At 39.5% G+C, this 22,547-nt stretch carries 24 protein-coding genes; 15 read left to right on the forward strand and 9 right to left on the reverse strand.

Features of this window, described 5'->3' with window-relative positions; translation table 11 throughout:
* The first annotated feature begins 88 nt into the window (after window positions 1–88).
* The 3 genes from IPZ59_RS01365 (at window position 89) to IPZ59_RS01375 (ending at window position 2,698) form a co-directional block, all read left to right on the forward strand.
* A complete protein-coding gene (locus IPZ59_RS01365) occupies window positions 89–886 on the forward strand; it encodes a LiaF transmembrane domain-containing protein (protein WP_236138096.1) in 798 nt (265 codons plus the stop codon).
* 65 nt (window positions 887–951) lie between these two features.
* Window positions 952–2,007, forward strand: a complete 1,056-nt coding sequence (locus IPZ59_RS01370; RefSeq protein ID WP_236138097.1) for a sensor histidine kinase — start codon at window positions 952–954, stop codon at window positions 2,005–2,007.
* Complete coding sequence (locus tag IPZ59_RS01375) at window positions 1,982–2,698, forward strand: LytR/AlgR family response regulator transcription factor (RefSeq protein WP_236138098.1); 717 nt, start codon at window positions 1,982–1,984, stop codon at window positions 2,696–2,698. The genes IPZ59_RS01370 and IPZ59_RS01375 overlap by 26 nt, the downstream gene beginning before the upstream one ends.
* Before the next feature lie 92 nt (window positions 2,699–2,790).
* On the opposite strand, the gene IPZ59_RS01380 is transcribed toward IPZ59_RS01375, so the two are convergent.
* On the reverse strand, window positions 2,791–3,012 hold the full coding sequence (locus IPZ59_RS01380) for a DUF2795 domain-containing protein (protein ID WP_008625540.1): 222 nt from the start codon (window positions 3,010–3,012) through the stop codon (window positions 2,791–2,793).
* Between the two features lie 75 nt (window positions 3,013–3,087).
* Window positions 3,088–4,335, reverse strand: a complete 1,248-nt coding sequence (locus IPZ59_RS01385; protein ID WP_236138099.1) for a DUF349 domain-containing protein — start codon at window positions 4,333–4,335, stop codon at window positions 3,088–3,090.
* 131 nt (window positions 4,336–4,466) lie between these two features.
* On the opposite strand from IPZ59_RS01385, the gene ettA reads away from it, so the two are divergent.
* Window positions 4,467–6,146 (forward strand): energy-dependent translational throttle protein EttA, encoded by a 1,680-nt coding sequence (gene ettA, locus IPZ59_RS01390; protein WP_236138100.1) that lies wholly within the window; start codon window positions 4,467–4,469, stop codon window positions 6,144–6,146.
* 519 nt (window positions 6,147–6,665) lie between these two features.
* On the opposite strand, the gene IPZ59_RS01395 is transcribed toward ettA, so the two are convergent.
* Complete coding sequence (locus IPZ59_RS01395) at window positions 6,666–7,670, reverse strand: alpha/beta hydrolase family protein (RefSeq protein ID WP_236138101.1); 1,005 nt, start codon at window positions 7,668–7,670, stop codon at window positions 6,666–6,668.
* A 38-nt stretch (window positions 7,671–7,708) separates the two neighbouring features.
* On the opposite strand from IPZ59_RS01395, the gene IPZ59_RS01400 reads away from it, so the two are divergent.
* The gene (locus IPZ59_RS01400) at window positions 7,709–7,876 is read left to right on the forward strand and encodes a hypothetical protein (protein WP_236138102.1); all 168 of its coding nucleotides are present in this window, start codon (window positions 7,709–7,711) and stop codon (window positions 7,874–7,876) included.
* Between the two features lie 68 nt (window positions 7,877–7,944).
* Here IPZ59_RS01400 and IPZ59_RS01405 read toward each other — a convergent pair whose 3' ends face one another.
* The 3 genes from IPZ59_RS01405 to IPZ59_RS01415 are packed head-to-tail and all read right to left on the reverse strand — an operon-like array spanning window position 7,945 to window position 9,279.
* Window positions 7,945–8,679 carry a hypothetical protein gene (locus IPZ59_RS01405; RefSeq protein WP_236138103.1) on the reverse strand — a complete coding sequence of 245 codons (735 nt, stop codon included), beginning with the start codon at window positions 8,677–8,679 and terminating at the stop codon, window positions 7,945–7,947.
* Between the two features lie 29 nt (window positions 8,680–8,708).
* Window positions 8,709–8,909 carry a helix-turn-helix transcriptional regulator gene (locus IPZ59_RS01410; RefSeq protein WP_317208031.1) on the reverse strand — a complete coding sequence of 67 codons (201 nt, stop codon included), beginning with the start codon at window positions 8,907–8,909 and terminating at the stop codon, window positions 8,709–8,711.
* Window positions 8,899–9,279 carry a hypothetical protein gene (locus IPZ59_RS01415; RefSeq protein WP_236138104.1) on the reverse strand — a complete coding sequence of 127 codons (381 nt, stop codon included), beginning with the start codon at window positions 9,277–9,279 and terminating at the stop codon, window positions 8,899–8,901. Before IPZ59_RS01415 ends, IPZ59_RS01410 begins: the two co-directional genes overlap by 11 nt.
* A gap of 426 nt (window positions 9,280–9,705) precedes the next feature.
* On the opposite strand from IPZ59_RS01415, the gene IPZ59_RS01420 reads away from it, so the two are divergent.
* On the forward strand, window positions 9,706–11,007 hold the full coding sequence (locus tag IPZ59_RS01420; RefSeq protein ID WP_236138105.1) for a pyridoxal phosphate-dependent aminotransferase: 1,302 nt from the start codon (window positions 9,706–9,708) through the stop codon (window positions 11,005–11,007).
* Window positions 11,008–11,682: 675 nt separating this feature from the next.
* Here IPZ59_RS01420 and IPZ59_RS01425 read toward each other — a convergent pair.
* The gene (locus IPZ59_RS01425; RefSeq protein ID WP_236139754.1) at window positions 11,683–12,666 is read right to left on the reverse strand and encodes a zinc dependent phospholipase C family protein; all 984 of its coding nucleotides are present in this window, start codon (window positions 12,664–12,666) and stop codon (window positions 11,683–11,685) included.
* 429 nt (window positions 12,667–13,095) lie between these two features.
* Between IPZ59_RS01425 and rpsT the strand changes: the two genes are divergently transcribed.
* The 9 genes from rpsT (at window position 13,096) to IPZ59_RS01470 (ending at window position 20,366) form a co-directional block, all read left to right on the forward strand.
* Window positions 13,096–13,350 (forward strand): 30S ribosomal protein S20, encoded by a 255-nt coding sequence (rpsT, locus tag IPZ59_RS01430; protein WP_236138106.1) that lies wholly within the window; start codon window positions 13,096–13,098, stop codon window positions 13,348–13,350.
* Between the two features lie 118 nt (window positions 13,351–13,468).
* Window positions 13,469–14,167: a RadC family protein gene (radC, locus tag IPZ59_RS01435; protein ID WP_236138107.1), complete on the forward strand. Its 699-nt coding sequence runs from the start codon at window positions 13,469–13,471 to the stop codon at window positions 14,165–14,167.
* Window positions 14,168–14,170: 3 nt separating this feature from the next.
* The gene (locus tag IPZ59_RS01440; protein ID WP_236138108.1) at window positions 14,171–14,791 is read left to right on the forward strand and encodes a DUF1684 domain-containing protein; all 621 of its coding nucleotides are present in this window, start codon (window positions 14,171–14,173) and stop codon (window positions 14,789–14,791) included.
* A 117-nt stretch (window positions 14,792–14,908) separates the two neighbouring features.
* The gene (gene pheT, locus IPZ59_RS01445; RefSeq protein ID WP_236138109.1) at window positions 14,909–17,320 is read left to right on the forward strand and encodes a phenylalanine--tRNA ligase subunit beta; all 2,412 of its coding nucleotides are present in this window, start codon (window positions 14,909–14,911) and stop codon (window positions 17,318–17,320) included.
* A gap of 1 nt (window position 17,321) precedes the next feature.
* Window positions 17,322–17,606 carry a hypothetical protein gene (locus IPZ59_RS01450; protein WP_236138110.1) on the forward strand — a complete coding sequence of 95 codons (285 nt, stop codon included), beginning with the start codon at window positions 17,322–17,324 and terminating at the stop codon, window positions 17,604–17,606.
* 1 nt (window position 17,607) lies between these two features.
* Window positions 17,608–17,892: a cell division protein ZapA gene (locus tag IPZ59_RS01455; RefSeq protein ID WP_236138111.1), complete on the forward strand. Its 285-nt coding sequence runs from the start codon at window positions 17,608–17,610 to the stop codon at window positions 17,890–17,892.
* A gap of 70 nt (window positions 17,893–17,962) precedes the next feature.
* Window positions 17,963–19,531 carry a ribonuclease Y gene (gene rny / locus IPZ59_RS01460; protein WP_236138112.1) on the forward strand — a complete coding sequence of 523 codons (1,569 nt, stop codon included), beginning with the start codon at window positions 17,963–17,965 and terminating at the stop codon, window positions 19,529–19,531.
* Window positions 19,532–19,585: 54 nt separating this feature from the next.
* Window positions 19,586–19,906, forward strand: coding sequence for an antitoxin Xre/MbcA/ParS toxin-binding domain-containing protein (locus IPZ59_RS01465; RefSeq protein WP_317208049.1), 321 nt, complete (start codon window positions 19,586–19,588; stop codon window positions 19,904–19,906).
* A gap of 4 nt (window positions 19,907–19,910) precedes the next feature.
* A complete protein-coding gene (locus IPZ59_RS01470; RefSeq protein ID WP_236138114.1) occupies window positions 19,911–20,366 on the forward strand; it encodes an RES family NAD+ phosphorylase in 456 nt (151 codons plus the stop codon).
* A gap of 14 nt (window positions 20,367–20,380) precedes the next feature.
* On the opposite strand, the gene IPZ59_RS01475 is transcribed toward IPZ59_RS01470, so the two are convergent.
* Window positions 20,381–22,015 (reverse strand): transcriptional regulator, encoded by a 1,635-nt coding sequence (locus IPZ59_RS01475; RefSeq protein WP_236138115.1) that lies wholly within the window; start codon window positions 22,013–22,015, stop codon window positions 20,381–20,383.
* Entirely contained in the window at window positions 22,012–22,419 is a 408-nt protein-coding gene (locus tag IPZ59_RS01480) for an EVE domain-containing protein (protein ID WP_236138116.1), read from the reverse strand. The genes IPZ59_RS01475 and IPZ59_RS01480 overlap by 4 nt, the downstream gene beginning before the upstream one ends.
* Window positions 22,420–22,547 lie beyond the last annotated feature (128 nt).

Raw genomic sequence — 22,547 nt, forward strand, 5'->3', positions numbered from 1 at the left:
GAGAAAAACCATGCGATTGCCTAATCATTGAAAGAAATCTGATTGCCATCATCTACTTTTGATTCATCAAACATTCAAATACACGACAATGGCAACTCAAAAATTCAACTCCGGAAACTCTGACCTCACCGCAGGTTTGATTGTGCTTTTAGTTGGGGTGGTACTCTTACTAAAGGCAATTGGATTCGTTTTCCCCTTTTGGCTAATCTCATGGCCCATGCTCTTAGTAGCTATAGGGCTTGTAATTTTAGCTAGGCATAACTTCCAAAATGGCTTTGGCTTCTTTTTGGTGATATTTGGCGGCATCATGCTGATCAATAAGTATTTTGGATTCCCTTTTGAAGTCAGACAATTTATCATCCCAGGCGGACTGATTTTATTCGGGCTCTACCTGATATTAAAGAAAAATAGAGACAATCAACGTCTCCAAGAAGACTTAATGAAAAACTACGGTATCAGCAAAAAAGAACCTACCGAAGCAACCCTAACGCAGGAAGCATCAGAATCAACAGAACCAAAACAAAATTTTACTGGGTTTGATCATGCCGAGGTTTTGAATGCACAAGCATTATTCACCGGTATTCAACGCAGGGTTTTCTCTAAAAACTTCAAAGGTGGTAAAGTGTCGGCAACCTTTGGAGGGACAGAAATAGACTTTACCCAAGCTGATATTGACGGAGAAGCGTCCATCAACTTAGAAGTAGCTTTTGGTGGTGTAAAATTACTGGTACCCCCTCATTGGGATGTGCAAGTCCAAATCGGCACCGTCTTTGCCGCTGGCGTGGAAGACAAACGATTCTACAACCCTACAAAAGTAGACAAAACAAAAGTTTTGAAAATCTATGGATCTGTAGTGTTTGGAGGTCTCGAAATCAAATCCTTTTAGTAACTTCAGCAGGCCTAGTAGATCCACTCAATCTTCTAGGCTTGTTGTATTTTCATGACTAGCATATGCAACTCTTTCGTCAAGGAATTAAGGCCTACTGGATAAGTTTCCTACTGATCAGCAGTAGTTGGATTCTGCTAATAACCGCTTTACTGAATTTTTATGGTTTAGCATTTCCCCTTGCCTCAGTTGAGTCTTTTTTCCTTTGGACGCAAACCATTACAGGTGCTTGGATATTAGGAAACATTTTCAATTACTACACCCCTCAAAAAGGTCAAATATGGATAGGAATTGCACTTCCCCTCATCTTTGCAGCTGGGTTTACAGCACTATATTACTGGCTTATCATGTGGGTGAGTCCCAAGCAAGTAGATTACATTCTTTTTTTACAGGGTAGCAGCATTTTAAAAGGAACCTATCTTTACATATTCTTTCAATTTTGGACCATTTTACTTCTCATCGCGAGCAAGTTAGAAGACCAACAAAAAATCAAAGAAACTGAAACTCATACAGCGAAATTAGCCAAAGAAGCAGAAATGTATCATTTGAGACAACAACTTCAACCTCATTTCCTTTTCAACAGCCTCAACTCCATCGCTGCCTCGGTTAAACTTCAACCCGATCAAGCACGTGAAATGATTGTCGAGTTGGCAGACTTTCTTCGAGGCACCATCCGAAAAGATGGCAATCAATGGATCCCCATGGAAGAAGAGCTCGTACAAATTCAAAAATTTTTATACATCGAAAAGGTTCGTTTTGGAAGCAGGTTAGATGTGCAAGTCCTCATAAATGATGGTGCCAGAAATATCAAGATTCCTCAATTAATGATTCAACCATTGCTGGAAAATGCGATCAAGCATGGGCTTTATGGGGTGACAGGTGAAGTAATGATCTCGCTAAAAATTGGATTGAAGAATGATAATTTGCAAATTACCATTCAAAATCCCTTTGATCCACAAGCTGGGCAGGCCAAAGGAAGTGGATTTGGGCTGGAGGCAGTCAATAGACGTTTGCAGCTGTTGTTTGGACGCACAGATCTCTTGAAAATCAACAAAACCAAAGACTCTTTTCACGTAGAACTAACAATCCCTCACCATGCACTTGAAAACCATTATCATTGACGACGAACCACTCGCAACAACACTAATCCAAGAGTATCTTTTGGACTATCCATTTATAGAAATCTGTGCAGTAGCCCATAATGGATTTGATGGCATGAAGGCCATTCAGACATTTCAACCCGATGTGCTTTTTTTAGATATAGAAATGCCTAAAATCAATGGTCTTGAGTTGTTGGAACTGCTGGAAAATCCTCCAGCTGTAATTTTTACAACAGCTTATGAACAATATGCTGTCAAAGCTTTTGATAATGCCGCAGTTGATTACCTTCTCAAACCTTTTTCAAAAACTCGGTTTTCACAAGCTATTCAAAAGCTACAGAGCTTCAAAAATCAGATCTCTGAGTCTGCTACTGAGGATGAACAAATCAGTCGGATCGTATTAAAAGAAAAAGGGGAAATAAAAATCATCCCAATCGGAAATATCCGATACTTAGAAGCCAATGATGATTATGTAAATATTTTCACAAATGATGGCAAATTTCTTAAAAATAAAACGCTTAGCTATTACGAAAAGACCCTGTCTGCCAAAGATTTTGTTAGGGTACACCGATCTTATGTGATCAAGGTATCAGAAATCTTAAAGCTAGAATCCTACGAGAAAGACAGCTACATTGTGTTATTAAGCAAAGGAGAAAAAATCCCCGTTAGTAAAAGTGGGTATGGGAAATTAAAAATGGTTCTAGGAATCTAAGCGCATTCATCGAATAGCATACAGACAATTCATTGTGTCTTTTTCACCTGCGACAGGGTCAATAAAAAAGCCTCATCACTGAGGCTTTGATATTAATATTCGTCTTCATTGAAGAAGAAATCGTCTTTTGTCGGATAATCAGGCCAGATTTCCTCGATGTTCTCATAAGGTTCGCCATCATCCTCAAGTTCTTGGAGATTTTCTACCACCTCCAACGGAGCACCTGAACGGATTGCATAATCAATCAACTCGTCTTTGGTTGCAGGCCATGGTGCATCTTCTAGGTAAGATGCTAGTTCTAGTGTCCAGTACATAGCTTTAATTTTAATGTTTGTGCCTCAACGGCTTGCAAAAATAGAAATTGTTTTAAATTTTCAACTGATAACCAATTATTTATTTGAAAGTTCCTTCAAGAGTTGATTTTTTACATCTACTTTTCTTTTGAAGGCACTCAGCTTTCTACGTAACATTATTTCAAAATCTGGTTCATTTGTGCGGAAATTCTCAGCATTGTCCCGAATGGTAGCCAACTCAGTTTCATCCCGATGAATGAGATCCTTTAGAATAGACGTCTTGATTTTGATTTGCTCTGTAGTATCTTTTTCACGGAAATCTGCATACTTGCCGTTTGCAAGTTTATCTAGGAATTGTTTTTCGAAAACCATTTCAGAGAAAAACGCAAATGAGCGCATTAGCAGATTCGCATCCTTTGGTTTTCGATGAGGCAATCTTTTCCAATCAGCCTGGAGTTTCTTGGCAGACGAAATAACGGCCGGGTTTGTTTCAGCATGCGCCAGTTTTTTTATTTCATCCAGCATGGTTTCCATCTTTTTCATCAGTTCCCATGGACGCATCTCGGGTTCTGTTTGCATGGAACGCTTAAACCTGCTAAAAATTCTATTGTTTAACTTAGAAAATTCATCCCACAAAGGTTGCCTTCTTTCTGCAGGAACCTTTCCAGCTGCCTTCCACTCTTTCTGGATTTTTTTTGAAATCTCAAAAGACATTTTAGGATCTTGCATAGCGAACGCATCCCTTGCTTGCTGAACAAGCGCTTGATAGACTTTGATATTCTCTTCTGCCTGTAAGGCTAGCCCTTCAAAAAAGGTTTTCCTGTTTTCGAAGAAAGAATCTACAATAGCATTGAACTCCTCTTCCATGGAAGCTTCTACTTCCTTATCCACAGGACCAGTTTTTATCCAACGCATCTTCAGGTTTTTGAACGCCTCAGAAGTATTTTTCCAATCCGTATCATGTTGCAGTGCCTGAGCCTCTAGAATCAGTCCTTTTTTTATTTCAAGATTTTTTTCCCGATTTTTTTGAATGATGTCTTCCAAAAAGTTTTGCACCTTCTCCAAATCCTCAATCAAAGGTACAAAATCCCCCAAGGCATCGTATTGATATAAGGAATCTTTTAGATGTAATAACTTCATCAAAAAGGAACCCTTGTTTTGATTTTCCTCAATATCCTTTTTTAACTGATTGATTTTTTCGAGGAGGGTTACAAACCTATCCTCAAAGTACTTCAGTGTACTTCCTTCGTCTTCTTTTACTTCTCCAATCACCCGATCCGGCTGATTCAAAAATCCTTTGAGATAAACCTTATTATCTTTAATGTACCCGTATGGATGCTCCATGATGATTTAATAGGTTGGTTGCGTGGTAGCCAATTGTTAATTTTCTGCAAATTAATTAATTCAAAAGCATTTATCCTAAGAAAGCTATTTTTTTGGCATCTTTGCATTTTAGCAAACCTAACTTCAAACGAATGAGCGGAGAAAAAATTATATTTTCAATGGCCGGGGTATCCAAAATTTATCCCCCACAGAAAAAAGTATTAAAAGATATCTACCTGTCATTTTTCTATGGTGCCAAAATCGGTGTCCTAGGTCTCAACGGTTCTGGAAAATCCTCTTTATTGAAGGTTATTGCGGGACTTGATAAGGACTTTATCGGTGAAGTCGTATGGTCTCCAGGATATACCGTAGGAATGTTGGAGCAGGAACCTAAGCTAGACCCTACCAAAACTGTCAAAGATATTGTGGAGGAGGCTGTTTCAGAAACAGTTGCCTTACTCAAGGAATTTGAAGAAATCAACGAGAAATTCATGGATCCTGCCTTGATGGATGATCCGGATGCCATGGATAAACTGATCACCAAACAAGGAGAAGTACAGGAGAAACTGGATGCTGCCAATGCTTGGGAATTGGACACCATGTTGGAGCGAGCCATGGACGCACTCCGTCTACCACCCAGTGACGCACTTGTGGAAAACCTTTCTGGAGGTGAAAAAAGACGCGTTGCCTTGTGTAGGCTCCTTTTACAAGAGCCAGATGTACTCTTACTCGATGAACCTACCAACCACTTGGACGCTGAATCGGTCCATTGGCTAGAGCAACATTTGCAGCAATATAAAGGAACCGTTATTGCAGTAACCCACGACCGTTACTTTTTGGACAACGTAGCGGGATGGATTTTGGAGCTAGATAGAGGAGAAGGTATTCCTTGGAAAGGAAACTATTCTTCTTGGCTAGATCAAAAGCAGCAACGCCTCAAGCAGGAAGAAAAGACAGAGTCCAAAAGACAGAAAACCTTGGAACGTGAATTGGAATGGATTCGAATGTCGCCCAAAGCCCGACAGTCTAAAGGTAAGGCTCGTTTGTCTGCTTATGATAAATTGGTGTCAGAAGAATCCAAAGAGAAAGAAGCTAAATTAGAATTGTTTATTCCTCCGGGTCCACGATTGGGAGCCAAGGTCATTGAAGTGAATGGAGTTTCTAAAGCTTATGGAGATAAACTCTTATTTGAAAATCTTAGCTTTAGTTTGCCACAAGGGGGTATCGTAGGAATTATTGGACCAAACGGCGCCGGTAAATCTACCCTATTCAAACTAATCACTGGTCAGGAAAAACCGGATGCAGGTAATTTTGAAGTAGGTGACACTGTGAAGCTGGCCTACGTAGACCAAGAACATGATAACTTAGACCCTAATAAATCGGTTTACCAAGCCATCAGTGAAGGGAATGAATTGATGAAGTTGGGCAATAAAGAAGTGAATGCGCGAGCCTATGTCAGCAAATTCAACTTTGGAGGATCCGATCAGGAAAAGAAACTAGGTGTGCTTTCTGGTGGTGAGCGAAACCGAGTTCACTTGGCCATGACCCTGAAAGAGGGGGGAAACCTGCTATTACTAGATGAACCTACCAACGACTTGGATGTAAACACCTTGAGAGCCTTGGAAGAAGCCTTGGAAAACTTTGGTGGCTGTGCGGTGATTATCTCCCACGACAGGTGGTTCCTGGACAGAATCTGTACACATATCTTGGCCTTTGAAGGCGATTCTCAGGTATATTGGTTTGAAGGAAACTTCTCCGATTACGAGGAAAATAAGAAAAAGCGGTTGGGCGACCTGACTCCGAAGAGGATTAAGTATAAGAAGTTGAGGTAGGTAGAGTGTTCGAAGTACCAAGTATAAAGTACGAAGTACCAAGAAGGGATTTCCGCAACAGAGGCAAAAGAGAAACTATAAGTCAGAAGCGAGAGACAAAACGATTCAAAGCTCGCAGAATTCACGGAAAAACGCAGAAAAATTTGTACCCAAAGAAAGAAATTAAGAATCAACCAATAAACTCCATCAATTGCCCTGGGTTTTAACCCAAGTAAATATGAGTATTTCCTGATTTATATACGTGGGTTTTAACCCACTACCATGAAACGTCAGAAAACACACCAAATCACAGTAATATATATTGAAAACTATAAGGATTGGGATTTATCCGTCCAAAAAGAAGCAATAGCATTGGAGACAAAAGAAAAACAATGAAAAAAGTGTCAAGTAATTTCAGGACGAGACAAAGGCAAAGCACCCCGAAAATTTAACCGGGGTGCTTTTTTAATACTTAATTGATTGGTCAAAATTACTCAGGTTAAAAGGATTTGTTCAAGATGAATCCAAACCTTATCTAGCTTATTGCCAATTAAGTTTTGCCTTCCAATTACTAATCATTTCAAAAAATAAGGGGTTTATTTCATGATTGAAGTTCTCACGCAAAAAATGATCTGTGTTACTTAGAGTTTTAAAGCTAACGTTTTTTTGGTTTTTCAATTTCTTTTTTAAGAAATAATGGTTCTCAAGAGTTACGTTTACATCCTTCTCACCATGGATAATTAGTAATGGAATATCAGCATTTGAAACTCTTGCTATGGAATTTTCAACCTGTGTTTTAAAGTCATTAAAATAATATTTTGAGTAAGAAAAAGCTTTTTTGCTAATACCAATTATCTGGGATTTATTTTCATTATATAAAGTATCATAGAATACTAACCTATTTTCATACTTCTCATCATTCTTCTGTCCTACCTGTTCAATTTGATGAATAAATTGATATCTATAAGATTTAGCCCTTTCTTCATTGCCTTCACAATTTTTATATAAATCATAATAAGCATCGGCTTTCATTATTATAGGATCCATAAAAACTCCTCCAAATAGAATCATTCCTGCAATATCTAAATCATATTTAAATTGGTTCAATGCGACTGTAACACCTTCCGACCATCCAAAAAGAACTATTTTTTGCTCTTTTAATTGCGGTTTACTTTGAACATTTTGAATTATATGATTTAAATCTTCTATAAAATCTTTGATAATAAAATCATCATTAATTTTATCTCTAACATTTAGTTTTTCATATCGTAAGGTTGAAAAGCCAATTTCAACTAGGTTTTCGGATATCTCATCAAATAAATTGAATTCTCTATTAGCGTACTCAACATAAAAACACTCAGGTCTTGAACCAAAACTCAAACTGCCAGCCATATTTTGTTTTCCAGACCCATGAACTAAAATGACTAAAAATTCACTATTTTCATTATACTTTAAAATAGTATTTACACCTTTGATATTTAATGCATTTTGACCAAATACTGATGAAGCGTAAAATATCAATATTATGAATATTCTGTAATTCATTTCAAATAACTTAATTAGTCTTTATCTTAAATCAATCAATGAGCTGGGGATTGAAATTTCGAATTGTTTTGCTGATTGTAGCTTCTTTGCTAGCAATACTTGCAATTATTAGAACAAGCTGGTTAAGTGCAGTAGCCATGGTCTTGTTGATGACTTCCTTATTGATTCAAATTTATCAAGAAAGGAAAAATGAGAAAGAGCTTTAAATTAAGGCTCTAAACTTCTTGCACATCCCTTAAAACCTACTCTTTTGGATATTGAATGAATTTGCTTTTTAATTTTTCTTTTGAACAATCCACACATCCCTTTCTTCCTCTGTCTGCTCCACCGAGATCCCCTGCAATTCCAAATCTTCAAGTACACGGTCTATTTTTCTTATATCCGAAAATGTAAGGTACAAAGGCTGATTGCTCTGATCAGAGGGTACAGAAAAATAAGTAGCAGGAAATAAGTCCTCCAACTCTTTCTTCAGCTCATTCAAGCTGTAACCAAGAAGCTCCATTCTATTATTTTTCACTTCCCTGTAGGTCAAAACTCCAGGGCCCATTTCTTTTTTTGCTTGGGTAGCTTTTTCCCAATCCTGAACGTTTAGCTTTTTTGTTTGCACTAGTCGCTCAGTTTTCTCTACGGAGAAGCCCATCGTATCCAAAACAAAGGCTGCAATTTCAGGCTGTACAAGTTTCAATGGCTTGGAAGTATTGATTTCAAGTTTGTATTGTCGCTTGTCTGTATCAGCAAGTTCCACTTTGCTCACATCTAACAATACTCCAAAGACTTCTCCTAAGTCACCTGATTTTTGTAGAATCTGAGGACCAATTGCATACCCTTGATGAGTTATCCCAGTAATAAATTTTTCCCGATAGACACGTACTTGGTAATCCTCATTGATTTCCTCCAATACCAGTTCTTGTCGCGGCCCCTCTGATTTGAGCGATTCAAATTTCCAGAAAAAGGAAACCATCCCAAAAAACAGGATCGCTACAACTCCGACTAATTTCATTTTTTTCATATGTTGATTACTTTTTTTAATACCTTCGCTTAGTCCCCATCCTCTAATTCAAAAATAGTCTCCACAGCCTGACCAAAAATTCGGGCAATTTTGAGCGCAAGTACTGTTGAAGGCACATACTTCCCTGCCTCTATGGAGTTGACTGTCTGACGGCTGACTTGGATCAATTCCGCTAGTTCCTGTTGGGTCATGTTCTTTTTCGCCCGCTCTACCTTGATGCTATTCTTCATGATCCAAGCGATAAATTTTGTAATGGAAGACCAACAGATAAATCCCAATAAACAGTATCCCCGCTAAAACTGCCGGAATTGGCAAATTGACCAAGCCCTCCCCTTTCCAATCATCCAGTAATGAAAATCCTAAAATGAATAGCACTTGGCTAAATACAGCAGTTTGAAGCGAACGAAGACGGATACTCTGAATCATCTCATCTTCCACTTGCTGTCTAGAAGATGCGACTACAAACAAGCCTAACAAAGCCAGAGATAAAAAGAGTAAGAAGTAGTAAAACCCAAAAATCAGATGACCAAGAACGCCCAAGCTAAATAAGATCCAGCCTAGCCATTTGAAATAATTTGGAAACAAGAAATTCGGAATCATATGTCAATTATTTTTTACCAAATGTAAAACGAACTTTACAAATTGTCAAAATATTTTTACATTTAAAAATAAACTGAATCCAAACTAACCGTCGGATTACATTAAAATCAGTTGCCTGATTCAACTATTTTTTTTTATTTTCGTGATGGTAAAAAAAAGATACTGATGGTTGGAAAATATGTTAATTCGGCATACAATGTTGTCTTCATCCTTTTAGGCATCACATTGATAGTAAAGTTTATGGGTTGGGCAACCGTACCTTCTTTCGTAAGCTCAATTTTACTTATTCTTGGCTCTATTTTGTTTTTTTGGCATGCATTGATTTTCAAAAAGAAGCAAGACTCAAAAAATTAAGTAGTTCCTTAGCATTTTTTCATTAATTCTACTTGTTTTTTGTTTCTTTGCTAAGGAAATGTAGGCCAGCACATGAGAAATTTACTTTTACGTCCAGGAGCAGAAGAACTCTCCTATGAAATCCGGGGAATTGTCAAAAAGGCGCGTGAAATTGAAGCCTTAGGCTATCCGATCACCTGGGAAAATATCGGGGATCCCATTCAAAAAAATAATATCATTCCAAGTTGGATGAAAGGCATTGTTTCCGAATTAGTCTTGGATAATAAAACCTACGGATATGCTGACTCCAAGGGAGTATTGGAGACTAGAAAATTTTTAGCCAATATCAGCAATGAAAAAAATGGGGCTCAAATCACGGCTGATGATATCCTGTTTTTCAATGGACTGGGAGATGCCATAGCCAAATTATACCAGTTTTTGATTCCGACGGCACGCATCATTGGCCCTTCCCCTGCCTACAGCACACATAGTTCGGCCGAAGCAGCACATGCCAATACCGCACCCATTACCTACCGACTGGATCCGGACAATCAATGGTTGCCCGATATGGAAGACCTTTACAATAAGGTGAAGTATAACCCTTCCGTGATTGGCATTTTGATAATCAACCCTGACAACCCTACAGGTATGGTCTATCCAGAAGAGGTTTTAAGGGGTTTCGTGAAAATCGCCAATGAATTTAATCTCCTCTTGATAGCCGATGAAATCTACCAAAACATCACCTACAACGGTGTAAAAGCTATTTCTTTGGCAGAGGTAATCGGGGATCGCCCAGCTATTTCCTTGAAAGGAATTTCGAAAGAATTTCCTTGGCCGGGTTCCCGCTGTGGCTGGATGGAGTTTTATAATCGCAATTCATCCAAAGAGTTTGCTAAACTCTGTCAGACCTTAGAAAATGCAAAAATGATTGAGGTTTGTTCGACTATACTCCCTCAACTATCCATTCCCAAGATCATGCAGCATCCGGAATATCCTGCATATCGAGCAGCTGAAAATGAGAAAATCGGCAACAGAAGCCGTATCATGGCTGAAATCATGGGAAAAATCCCCGGCATCAAATTCAACCCTACCAAAGGGGCATTTTATAACACCATTGTATTTGAAGAAGGAGCATTAAAACCAACCCAAACCCTCAGGATTGAAAATAAAGCCTTAAAAGAAAAATTAGAATCCTGGCTTGAACCTGATATGCCATTGGATAAGCGCTTTGTTTACTACTTATTGGCGGCCAAACACATCTGTGTAGTTCCTATTTCCTCTTTTTGTTCAGACCTACGAGGATTCCGCGTAACACTCCTAGAAGAAGACGAATCCACCTTCCGCCAAACCTTCGAACGCCTAGGTGCTGCCGTAGATGAGTATCTCAATAGCTAAAAAATAAACCCAATACTTCCAATTTCTATAACCCCATTTCGATAGCAGTTAATTAAGTGATTGGTTATTGGGTTGATTAAGTTAACCGTCATATCGACATGAATTCAATATCCATCAATATCCCTCTCCTTATTTCGCGAAGCCTATTTCAACCTTATTTCCATTTTTTCCCTCTACCTATTACAAAAAATCCATCCTCCCGGCAATATCCTAATATCCAATATCAACCAATATCCCTCTCCTTATTTCGCAAAGCCTATTTCAACCTTATTTCCATTTTTTCCCTCTACCTATTCCAAAAAATCTACCCTCCCAGCAATATCTTAATATCTATTATCAACCAATATCTCCCTCCTTATTTCGCAAAGCCTATTTCAACCTTATTTCCATTTTTTCCCTCTACCTATTCCAAAAAATCTACCCTCCCGGCAATATCCTAATATCCAATATCAACCAATATCCCTCTCCTTATTTCGCAAAGCCTATTTCAACCTTATTTCCATTTATTCCCTCTACCTATTCCAAAAAATCTACCCTCCCGGCAATATCCTAATATCCAATATCAACCAATATCCCTCTCCTTATTTCGCAAAGCCTATTTCAACCTTATTTCCATTTATTTCCTCTATCTATCCCGAGAAATCTCTCCTTCCAAGAATATCCCATTATCAATTATCAACCAATATCCTCATCAATTTTCCTCGAATTCAGCGCATTCCGCGAGAACATTACTCCTTCATGTTCCCTTACCGGTAAGGGGTCTTTGGTGTCAAATTTTTCCTCTGGAAGTTGCTCCTTTATATCCAATAAATCTTCTAACACCGGTTGGCCTGCATCAATCCATGCCGTGTACCAAAAATCAGCTACCAACTTAATGGCTGCCCGCATTTGCCGCTCTACTTGCCCATCCAGGAGTTCATGATACGCGAGTGTAAAAGGCCTAGAATGCACACGAGTATTGATACCTCCCCTTTCTTCGTACGTAAATTTTTTATCTGTATCAAAGCGGGCTGTAAGCTCTTGCTCAAACCGCAACACCGAATCCAATCCTGCATGAGCCCCTTCTACAGCAGCCCATATAGCTAGTTGAGGTCGTTCGATATACATCGCTTGCCCTACAAAAAAATCATAGTCATCTACCAATAACTCTGGAATCCTACTTTCCCAAAACGCATGAATCCCATGTTGGTTGGTCAACTGTCCATTGTAATTCTGGGTGGTGTGTAGCGGCACATGCATATCGGCAATATAGTGCCCTAGATCAGCTGACAGCCGAAGAATGGCTTTTTTATCTTTCTTCAAAAATGCATTAGTCAATTGCAACTTTACATGATATACATTCCAAGGCCCAATCCCGTGGGCTCGCAAATAGCTTTCTTCATATACTTCGAGGGCCTGATGCCAATACCTCGGAAGCTTGTAAAGAGCACTGTCTCCATATGCCTCCACATCTATATAATGCTTCTCAGCCTCCCCAAGTACTGCATACCTTCTCCTATCAGGGTTGATCGCATTATCGGTAATAAAGTCGATATGATATTTAAAAAACCCAAACATCTCAGGAGGTAAGGAAAATACGGCCTGTCTATTTATTTTACGATGTGCAAAAAACCCCCAAGCAAGACAGTCCTCCATACACCCTAATAGCAGGACTATCATCACTACTTGTATCAACTTTCTTTTCCAACGTGATTTCATAGACAGGCAGTACCAACGTTAAACCATGAAATAAAACATGGTTAAAGCTACGTGAATACTAAAAAGATTCCATAAAAAGACCCCATCTTAAACGTTTATTTAAACGACTAATTTACAGTCTCTTCCTATTTTTTCCTCTACAAATCCAAGTTCACACGGTCAAAATGACCGAAATACAGTGTGAATTTTAAATTTTATGAATAGAAGGTTGTTTGAATCCCTTGAAAAATACTACCTTTGCGTCATTCGGCGGGAATACTAGAATCACATATGATTTTCATACTCAACAAGGTTTTGTTTGAAAATCCCTTTGCAGTTAAAAATATTTGTATTAGTTTTGCACTCCCTTTAGAATTGGGGTGTATCAAAAGAATTTAAGTAAATAAAGATATGGCAAATCATAAATCCGCGCTAAAGAGAATTCGTGCAAACGAAGCCAAGCGATTGAGAAACAGATATCAGCACAAAACGACTCGTACGTTCATCAAGAGGCTGAAAAGTGTTACTGACAAAGCTGAGGCTGAGGAATTATTGAAGACAGTAACTTCCATGATCGATAAACTTGCTAAGAAGAACATTATTCATAAGAACAATGCTTCCAATAAGAAGTCTAAATTGACAAAATTGGTCAACGCATTGGGTTAATACTAAACTTAAACGTTTAAATTGCCCTGGCAGTAATGTCAGGGCTTTTTTATTTTTTATCCGCTCCCTATTTTTATCCAACAGTTTTTTTCAGTCTTGAACAACATGTGTTGGATCTATGGAAACATTTAACTCAATTAAAATCTCACTGTTAGCAGAGGATGATCGTCCTAGGGAAAAGTTGTTACTCCGCGGAAAAGCGCATTTATCCGATGCTGAACTTTTGGCCATCCTCATCGGGTCCGGCACCAAATCCTTGAGCGCTGTCGACCTAGCCAAGTATATGCTAAAGCACTGCAACTACGATCTCTCAGAATTAGCAAAAAAATCGATCGCAGATCTCAAAAAATTTAAAGGCATAGGTGAAGCTAAAGCCATCACAATCGTCGCTGCATTGGAGTTGGGCAGGAGAAGGAAGTTGATCACTGAGCAATCGAAACGCTTTAAAATATCCTCTTCTGCAGATGTCTGGCAGTTGATGAAAACAGATTTACTGGATGAACCAATCGAGCATTTTTACGTGCTCTATTTGAATCGAAGCAATTACGTCATAAAAAAACAGCTCATCAGCTCGGGAGGTACGACTGGAACAGTGGCAGACCCCAAAATCATCTTCAAATATGCCTTGGAGTGCACAGCTAATGGTATGATTTTAATACACAACCATCCATCAGGCAATGTTAAACCTTCCGAACAAGATCGTCGTTTGACACAGAAACTGGTTGATGTAGGCAAAAATCTAGAAGTATCTGTACTCGATCACCTGATATTCACAGATGTTGCCTATTTTAGCTTCGCCGATGAAGGATTAATGTAACACATGACGACTCGAACAATAATTGCACTTGGGGTTTTTACTGTCGTAGCCTTGGCTTTTGCCTATATGCTGACAGGGACAGAAAATGAAGAAGTTTATTTGGAAAAAATCGAACGGGAACGGGATAGGCAGTATAAATATCTGCGATTCAATGTAGACTCTCCACTTACAGAAGATCAAAAAAAGACATTGGGAGAACTTGATTTCTTTCCTATTGACCCCACTTATCGAGTTAGAGCTAAAATGGTCCCTGTAGAGGATCGTAAAATGCTGGAAATCCCCATGACCGATGGAAGTGTAGAAAAATACCTGAAACACTCCTATGCTGAATTTCAATTAAATGGTCAAGCTGTGCGCCTCTTGCTCTTACAGGCGGCTAGGGAGGCTGATAAGCGAAATTTCTTTCTTGCCTTTGCTGATGCTACCAGCGGAGAAAGCACTTATGGAGGAGGTCGATACTTAAATCTACGGCAGGATGGTAAAAATAGCATCACTATAGATTTCAATTTAGCTTATAATCCTTATTGTGCTTACAATCCTGAATATGCCTGTCCTTTACCTCCCCAAGAAAACCTTTTAGAGATTGGGATTGAAGCAGGCGAAAAGGATTATATCAAAGATTAAATTCTGGCATGTAGACCACTACACTACTCCTGCTTTCAATTCAATCTTTTTCGAACTTAGGCTTCCTGCCTACAGCTTTTATCTTAAATTTGTAGATTATTTTGAAAAGCAGAACACATGAAAATTTCATATAACAGACTTAAAGCCTTCATTGCCATCCAAGAAAGCCCTGAGGAGATCGCGGCCTTATTAACGGGAAGTGGCTTGGAGGTCGAAGGAATAGAGATTTTTGAATCGATCAAAGGAGGACTAGAGGGAGTAGTGATCGGCGAAGTACTTACCTGTGAAAGACACCCCAATGCAGATAAGCTAAGCTTGACAACTGTTGATATTGGTTCAGAAATAGTTCCTATCGTATGCGGAGCTCCCAATGTAGCTCAAGGGCAAAAAGTAATCGTAGCCAAAGAAGGCTGTACTTTATACCCTTTATCGGGAGAACCCTTTGAAATCAAAAAAGCGAAAATCCGTGGGGAAGTTTCTCAGGGAATGATTTGTGCTGAAGATGAAATAGGTATAGGCGAAAGTCATGCGGGTATCATGGTTTTGGATACTGAACTAGCAAATGGGACACCTGCCGCAAAATATTTCAACATTGTAAAAGACCATATATTAGAAATTGGCTTAACCCCCAACAGAGCTGATGCTGCTTCACACTTGGGTGTAGCAAGGGACCTAAAAGCGCTGCTTGGAAGAGAAATCTGTATACATGCAGTAAATGATTTTTCTCCCGACAATGAATCTAAGATCATCCCAGTAGAAGTCACCAATGCAGCGGATTGCCCGAGGTACGCAGGACTGAGTATTTCCAATGTAAAAGTTGGACCATCTCCTGAATGGTTACAAAACTACCTAAAGGCCTTGGATTTGGAGCCAATCAATAACATTGTAGACATTACCAATTTTATCCTGCACGACTTAGGTCAACCATTGCATGCCTTCGACGCTGACAAAATAAATGGGGGTAAAATCATTGTGCAGAAACTTGCCAAAGATAGTCTATTCGTCACATTGGATGACAAAGAACGTAAACTTTCCGGAGAAGAATTGATGATTTGCGATGAAAAGGGAGGACTTTGCATTGCTGGGGTTTTTGGAGGAAAAGGATCCGGTGTCTCAGACCAAACTACCTCAATCTTCTTGGAATCCGCCTACTTCTCTCCTGACATCATCCGAAAAGGCTCCCAATTTCATGGCTTAAAAACAGACGCTTCCTTCCGCTTTGAGCGAGGTACTGATCCCAATATGCCCGTCTATGCCTTGAAGAGAGCGGCATTACTCATCAAAGAAATTGCAGGTGGGGAGATTTCCTCTCCAATTATAGACGTGTATCCAGAGCCAGTTGAAGACCGTGTGATTGAGGTCAGCTATGCCAATATCACCCGATTAATCGGGAAAGAATTGGAGAAATCCCATATCAAAGAAATCCTCGAATCTTTGGAGATTCAATACATTGGTGAGACAGAAAAAAACATCACTGTTCAAGTGAAACCTTACCGCGTGGATGTAATACGGGAAGCCGACGTCATCGAGGAAATTCTGAGAATCTATGGATTTGACAATGTAGCGCTGAGCGAAAACTTGCAAGCCGATTACTTAGCTGAACATCCGAGCAAAGACCTTAATAAATTACAGCTCCGCTTGAGTGAACTCTTAGCATCTAGAGGATTCTTTGAAATCATCACCAATTCGCTGACCAAACCATTTTATGCAGAAAAATCGGGGTTTTTAAACCCATCTGCCAACGTAGAAATTCTCAACAAATTGAGTGAAGATTTGGGCGTGATGCGTCAAAACCTATTGTTTTCTGGTTTAGAAGTTTTGGCACACAACATCAACCGAAGACAAAAAGACCTGAAGGTTTTCGAGTTTGGTACGGTTTATTCAAAAACCAGTGATGGGTATGCAGAAGGTAGAAAAATCGCTCTATCCTTAACTGGTGATAAAGCCGCAGAAAGCTGGCTGGAACCTTCCAAAAAGTTGACTTTCACCGACCTATATGCTGCGGTAGAACTCATCGTTGAAAAGTTAGGTATCAGTAATATATCAACTGAAATTATCCATACCGCGCCTTTTGATTATGCATTGCAGTTGAAGTTAGGGGAAAAAGTATTGGGTACAGCTGGTCTTGTACAAGAATCGCTCGCGAGATTAGCGGAAGTTAAGCAAGAAGTCTGGTATGCCGAATTGGATTGGGACCTATTGGGTAAAAAAGCCAGTGGGCTCAAAAAATTCCAAGAAATTTCTAAATTCCCGGAAGTAAGAAGAGACCTCTCTTTGGTCATCGATCGCGAAATTTCTTACGATCAGATCAAGAAGGTAGCATTGAAAGCCGGAGGAAAATTGCTTCAACGCATGGGTGCTTTTGATGTGTATCAAGGAGACAAAATCGAAGCTGGTAAAAAAGCCTATGCCTTGAGTTTCTACCTTCAAGACACCGAGCAAACATTAACCGATAAAGTCATTGAAAAAACAATGTCCCGATTGATTCAAACTTTTGAAAATGAAGTAGGGGCATATATCCGAAAATAACATGATTCACGAATCCCTTCAACGTACAGAAAAGCTCGTTCAGCAGCTTGGCAAAAAACTTCAACAGTCTCAAAAAGACAATGAGGCCTTGCAATCCGAGTTAATTTCCTTGAGAAATCAATTGGATTCGAAAGAACGTACCTTGGAGGATTTTAAAAATCAAATTAAAATCGCTAAACTTGTAAACAGCATACCGGTAGAAGACTTGGAGTCTGCCGAATTGAGAGAAAAGATCAATAATTATATACAGGAAATTGACAATATAATCGCCTATTTGTCTGAGTGATATGGAAACACTTTCGATTAGAATTAAGATTGGGGACCGTGAGTACCCGATGAAGGTGAAAGCAGAAGATGAAGCCAAAATCAGACATGCAGGCAAGTTGATTAACGATAAAATCAAAAGATACCGCGAGGAGTTTGGCTTGGATGACAGGCAAGACTTATTGGCCATGGTGGCGTTTGACGCAGTAGTGGAATCCATGGAACAAAACCTCCTTAACAGTGAAGACAGTGAATTGATAAAATCCAATATAGAACGCATCAATCAACAGCTCGAATCTCTTTTATGATTTATCGTACCATCCTCAATTGGTAGATTTTTAGGCTCTACAGGGTAGCGTAATTAACTATATATTACCTATGGGAGCATCCGCATTATTTATTATCCTCGCAGGCCTCGTTGGCTTGGCGATAGGAGCTGGAATAGCCAGTGTATTTGTAAAAAATAATAGTAAAAAAATTGAAGAAGAAGCACGTGACAAAGCAAAAAGCATAGTCCGTGAGGCTGAAATCAATGCAGAGGCATTGAAAAAAGACCGTATCCTGGAAGCCAAAGAAAAATACCTGAGACTGAAATCTGAGTTTGAGGAGGAGATGAACAAAAAGAAAAATATCATCATCACCAACGAAAACAAAATCAAACAACGGGAACAGGTACTTTCAAAGGAGCTAGAGCAAATCAAGAGAAAAGAAGCTGAACTGGATTCCAAAAAAGAAAACCTTCAGGCTCAGCTACATTCTATTCAAGTGAAAAAGGAGGATCTTGACCGAATTACCAATCAAAGAATAGCCGATTTAGAAAAAATCGCTAATCTGACAAGAGACGAAGCCAAGGAACAATTGGTGGAAATGCTCAAAGACGAAGCGCAAACGAAAGCCTCTTCCCACATCAAAGATATTTTAGACAATGCAAAACTGACTGCTACCAAGCAAGCTAAAAAAATTGTTTTGGATACTATTCAGCGAACAGCGACTGAACATGCCATCGAGAACTGTGTCTCAGTATTCAACATTGAATCCGATGACATCAAGGGTAAAATCATTGGTAGAGAGGGTAGAAATATACGTGCGTTGGAAGCCGCTACCGGCGTAGAAATTATCGTTGATGATACTCCTGAAGCAATCATCATCTCAGGCTTTGATCCAGTGAGAAGAGAGGTTGCAAGACTTTCCCTACACCGATTGGTTCAGGATGGACGTATCCACCCTGCACGCATCGAAGAGGTTGTACAAAAGACCGAGAAAAACATCGAAGAAGAGATTGTGGAAATCGGGGAAAGAACTTGTATTGAACTAGGAATTCATGGATTGCACCCGGAATTGATTCGCATGGTAGGACGCATGAGATTCCGTTCTTCTTACGGTCAAAACCTATTGCATCACTCCAAAGAAGTGGCCCGTCTGTGTGCCACCATGGCGGCTGAAATGGGCTTAAATGCTAAGTTGGCGAAAAGAGCAGGTCTCCTTCACGATATTGGAAAAGTTTACCCAGAAGAGGCGGAGTTGCCTCATGCAATCTTGGGTATGGAGTTGGCAAAGAAGTATAAGGAGCATCCAGAAGTATGCAATGCGATTGGAGCTCACCACGATGAGATTGAGATGACTACAATGATCTCACCTATTGTACAGGCCTGTGATGCTGTATCAGGTTCCAGACCAGGCGCAAGAAGGGAAATCATGGATAGTTACATCAAACGACTCAAAGAATTGGAAACCCTTGCCCTCAGCTTTGACGGAGTCAACAAGTGTTTCGCAATGCAAGCAGGAAGGGAATTGCGTGTAATGGTAGATGCGGACAATGTAGATGATCAAACAGCAAGCAAACTTTCCTTCGATATTTCCCAAAAGATTGAAAAAGAAATGCAGTATCCTGGTCAAATCAAGATTACTGTCATTCGGGAAATGAGAGCAGTAAGCTACGCCAAGTAATTAATCCTAGCCTTATATTCAAATCCCCAAGCAATCCTGTTTGGGGATTTTTGCATTTTAAAGGAATCTTTCGAAAGCCTCAAAGCGATAGCAGGATTAGATTACAATACCTTAGCAGCTGCATTGGGCATTTCTGCTAAGACCATACAGCGCAAAGAAGTATTTGACACCATCCAATCAGAAAAGATTTTTGAGTTGGCTGAGTTATATGCTATGGGCATCTCTTATTTTGGCTTAGAAGGTTTCCGTAGATGGATGGAGCGCCCACTTTTTTCTATTGGTAATCGCAAGCCATTGGACTTGATAGATGTATCCGAAGGCTTGGACATCTTAAAGTCTGAGATCATGCGCTTGCAGCATGGTATTGCTATATAAGCTCATGAAAGCCTATAGAATTGCGTTGACAACTTATGCCGACACGAGTGGTGAAGGGGCGAAACGCTATGGAGGCAGATGGAATTTACCTGGTACTCCTGCCCTGTATGCAGGCGAAAATATTGCAGTTGCATTAGTAGAAAGATTGACCATTGATCCGGAGCTTTTCTCATCGGAACGACATATCCTTTACTCTATCATCGAATTTGATTTACCGAGCGAACACATTTTCACACCTACCCTTGAGGAATTACCTACTGGTTGGAACAGCCTCCCGGCAACTCAGGCATCTATGCATTTTGGCAATAAACTTTTGATGGAAGGGAGATTGGGTTTTGCTATTCCTTCTATTGTAGACCTCACTTCCCTGAATCTTGTGATTAATCCACAAGCAGAGCTATTTTCTTGCCTAACCATCAAATCTTATTCGCTTAACTTAGATAACCGAATCATTCGGTAAATTATAAATTGATCTTACTTTACATTCCGAAGCATTCTGGATTGTTGCTCTCCTGTAAAAAGTTCTCCATCCACTCTAATTTTGGTTAGAAAGAATACATCTTTAGTAGCTTCTTTCATATTTTCATCCATAAAGCGAACCTTTTGCTTTCCAGAAAGCAGAAAAAAATCATCATACCAATAGCGAAGCTCTAAAGATTCTTCTTTGGTCTCTCGAATCCGTGAGTTTTCATCAATCAATTGAATTTCGAATTCTTCATTTAGAAAAATCATTTCTCCCTCTTTGAGGTAGGTAGCTAAAATTTTCACCCCATCCAAATGGAGGAAATGTAGCTTTTCCCCATCAAAATGAACTTCTCCATACTTTCCAGGTACAATACGGGTATGGTTAAATAAATTGATTGCATTATCCCATAAAACCCTCCCATCTCGATGGATATAGATCATATAAGCCGCATGATAGCGGTATTCTGTCGGGGTCATCGCATTCATGGTTCGGAATCCCGGGTTGCGAACTCCCCACGGCCCTCCCATAAAGTTAGGGTCATAAAACATCCGCTGATTAGCATTCACCTGTGGAGAATACACACCGTCACGGGTAGTATATCGGGGATTATTAATGGTAAGATTTTCCGTGTAGATCAAAAAACCGTTTGGGGTTGGTATGATCTCCCGAAGTGTAAATACCGGCCGGATGATGGGTACTTTCCCTTTTGCAATCGTTTTTTCAATAGTCCTGATCTTTTTCAGTTCTTGTTTTTCAGAAAGATAAGCATAGTAATTTGGGAAGTCTTCCAAGGTATACTTTTTCATCTCATACTCACCAAATTGATTGATCTCTGCGATATAGAGACCTCGATAAGCTTCTCTTCTTCGTAAGCCAAAGGTGCCAAGCATGTACTGCTGATAATCCTGAATTTCTGTCAACACTCCTTCAACTAATTCATTTTCTTGGCTCTCAGAGTCCTGCATCACCACATCCCGCATCTTATTTCCTTGGTTATCAAAACTTAATAAGGTAAGTTGCTTTTCTTTGAAGCGATTACGTTTGGAGACTAAAATATCAAGCAAGCCTAGTTCAGGCTCTTTTCTCACCTGCAAAATTTTACTATCCCTGAAATAAATTCCTTCCAACGTGAGAATGCTCCCATCCTCTAATCGAAAAAGTTGTACTGCCGGTCGATTTTCAATTAAGCCCATTAAAGCCACGCTCCCATCAAACACAATAAACTCCTGCAACTCCATTCCCAACAACTTACTTAGATCAACTTCTTTGGCTTCTTTACTCAGCAAGTCAATGGCAATCAAATATTTGTCCGTACTTAATGTAGTACCTTTTTGCATCAATGCGTAAAATACACCTTCATCAATGTCATAACCTACCAAATCGTAATTATCCTTGACAGCTACTTCATGTACTGGCTCTGAATGTAACTCCTCATTTGCAACAAAGAACTGCAATTTGGTCTTGAGGTTGAAGCCTTTCTCTGGCAGAGTCCTAAATCCAACCACACGCTCACCATCCATAATGACCATAAAATCATTCTCCATGAATTTCACCTCTACCTCATGCCTGTTGAGAAAGGTAACTTGTGCATAGCTAATCAAAGCCATACCTATCAAGATCCATGTGAGCAAAATCTTTTTCATTGGGCTTGCGCTAGTATATGGTCGAAAACTTCTTTTTCTACAGGCATGACAGACAACCGGCTCTGCTTGAGCAAGGGAAGACTGGCACAAGCAGGATCTTCTTTAATCATGGCTAAGGTAAATGGAAATTCGAATACTTTTACCCCTTGAAGGCGAACAGCTACCCAACCTTTACCCTCTTCGTCTTTTGGATCGGGAAATGCTTCTTCCACTACTTTGCTGACACCAACGATGGCCTTTTCTTTTCCACTGTGGTAAAATAACATCAAATCACCCATTTGCATAGATTTCAGGAAGTTACGGGCCTGATAGTTACGGATTCCATCCCATATATCATCCTCTTTCCCCATCAAATCCTGAAAGCTATATTCCTCAGGTTCAGATTTTACGAGCCAGTACTGCATAAGTATCGTTTTTTAATGAAGGTAAGATACATGATATCAATTTCATTTTAAAACAATAATTGATGACATTTGTCTTACTATACAACCAACCTTTTTGAAATTTTGGACCAGAAAACAATCCTTAGACG

It is taken from the genome of Mongoliitalea daihaiensis, from assembly GCF_021596945.1.
GTDB lineage: Bacteria > Bacteroidota > Bacteroidia > Cytophagales > Cyclobacteriaceae > Mongoliitalea > Mongoliitalea daihaiensis.

Coding starts and splice junctions, on each gene's coding strand:
- rny (WP_236138112.1), top strand. CDS start 17,963: ATGGGAGCATCCGCATTATTTATTATCCTCGCAGGCCTCGTTGGCTTG.
- IPZ59_RS01480 (WP_236138116.1), bottom strand. CDS start 22,419: ATGCAGTACTGGCTCGTAAAATCTGAACCTGAGGAATATAGCTTTCAG.
- IPZ59_RS01425 (WP_236139754.1), bottom strand. CDS start 12,666: ATGATAGTCCTGCTATTAGGGTGTATGGAGGACTGTCTTGCTTGGGGG.
- IPZ59_RS01470 (WP_236138114.1), top strand. CDS start 19,911: ATGAAAGCCTATAGAATTGCGTTGACAACTTATGCCGACACGAGTGGT.
- IPZ59_RS01420 (WP_236138105.1), top strand. CDS start 9,706: ATGAGAAATTTACTTTTACGTCCAGGAGCAGAAGAACTCTCCTATGAA.
- rpsT (WP_236138106.1), top strand. CDS start 13,096: ATGGCAAATCATAAATCCGCGCTAAAGAGAATTCGTGCAAACGAAGCC.
- IPZ59_RS01475 (WP_236138115.1), bottom strand. CDS start 22,015: ATGAAAAAGATTTTGCTCACATGGATCTTGATAGGTATGGCTTTGATT.
- IPZ59_RS01405 (WP_236138103.1), bottom strand. CDS start 8,679: ATGAAAAAAATGAAATTAGTCGGAGTTGTAGCGATCCTGTTTTTTGGG.
- IPZ59_RS01455 (WP_236138111.1), top strand. CDS start 17,608: ATGGAAACACTTTCGATTAGAATTAAGATTGGGGACCGTGAGTACCCG.
- IPZ59_RS01395 (WP_236138101.1), bottom strand. CDS start 7,670: ATGAATTACAGAATATTCATAATATTGATATTTTACGCTTCATCAGTA.
- IPZ59_RS01365 (WP_236138096.1), top strand. CDS start 89: ATGGCAACTCAAAAATTCAACTCCGGAAACTCTGACCTCACCGCAGGT.
- IPZ59_RS01450 (WP_236138110.1), top strand. CDS start 17,322: ATGATTCACGAATCCCTTCAACGTACAGAAAAGCTCGTTCAGCAGCTT.
- IPZ59_RS01440 (WP_236138108.1), top strand. CDS start 14,171: ATGACGACTCGAACAATAATTGCACTTGGGGTTTTTACTGTCGTAGCC.
- IPZ59_RS01415 (WP_236138104.1), bottom strand. CDS start 9,279: ATGATTCCGAATTTCTTGTTTCCAAATTATTTCAAATGGCTAGGCTGG.
- IPZ59_RS01375 (WP_236138098.1), top strand. CDS start 1,982: ATGCACTTGAAAACCATTATCATTGACGACGAACCACTCGCAACAACA.
- IPZ59_RS01380 (WP_008625540.1), bottom strand. CDS start 3,012: ATGTACTGGACACTAGAACTAGCATCTTACCTAGAAGATGCACCATGG.
- IPZ59_RS01370 (WP_236138097.1), top strand. CDS start 952: ATGCAACTCTTTCGTCAAGGAATTAAGGCCTACTGGATAAGTTTCCTA.
- IPZ59_RS01400 (WP_236138102.1), top strand. CDS start 7,709: ATGAGCTGGGGATTGAAATTTCGAATTGTTTTGCTGATTGTAGCTTCT.
- IPZ59_RS01385 (WP_236138099.1), bottom strand. CDS start 4,335: ATGGAGCATCCATACGGGTACATTAAAGATAATAAGGTTTATCTCAAA.
- IPZ59_RS01410 (WP_317208031.1), bottom strand. CDS start 8,909: ATGAAGAATAGCATCAAGGTAGAGCGGGCGAAAAAGAACATGACCCAA.
- ettA (WP_236138100.1), top strand. CDS start 4,467: ATGAGCGGAGAAAAAATTATATTTTCAATGGCCGGGGTATCCAAAATT.
- pheT (WP_236138109.1), top strand. CDS start 14,909: ATGAAAATTTCATATAACAGACTTAAAGCCTTCATTGCCATCCAAGAA.
- radC (WP_236138107.1), top strand. CDS start 13,469: ATGGAAACATTTAACTCAATTAAAATCTCACTGTTAGCAGAGGATGAT.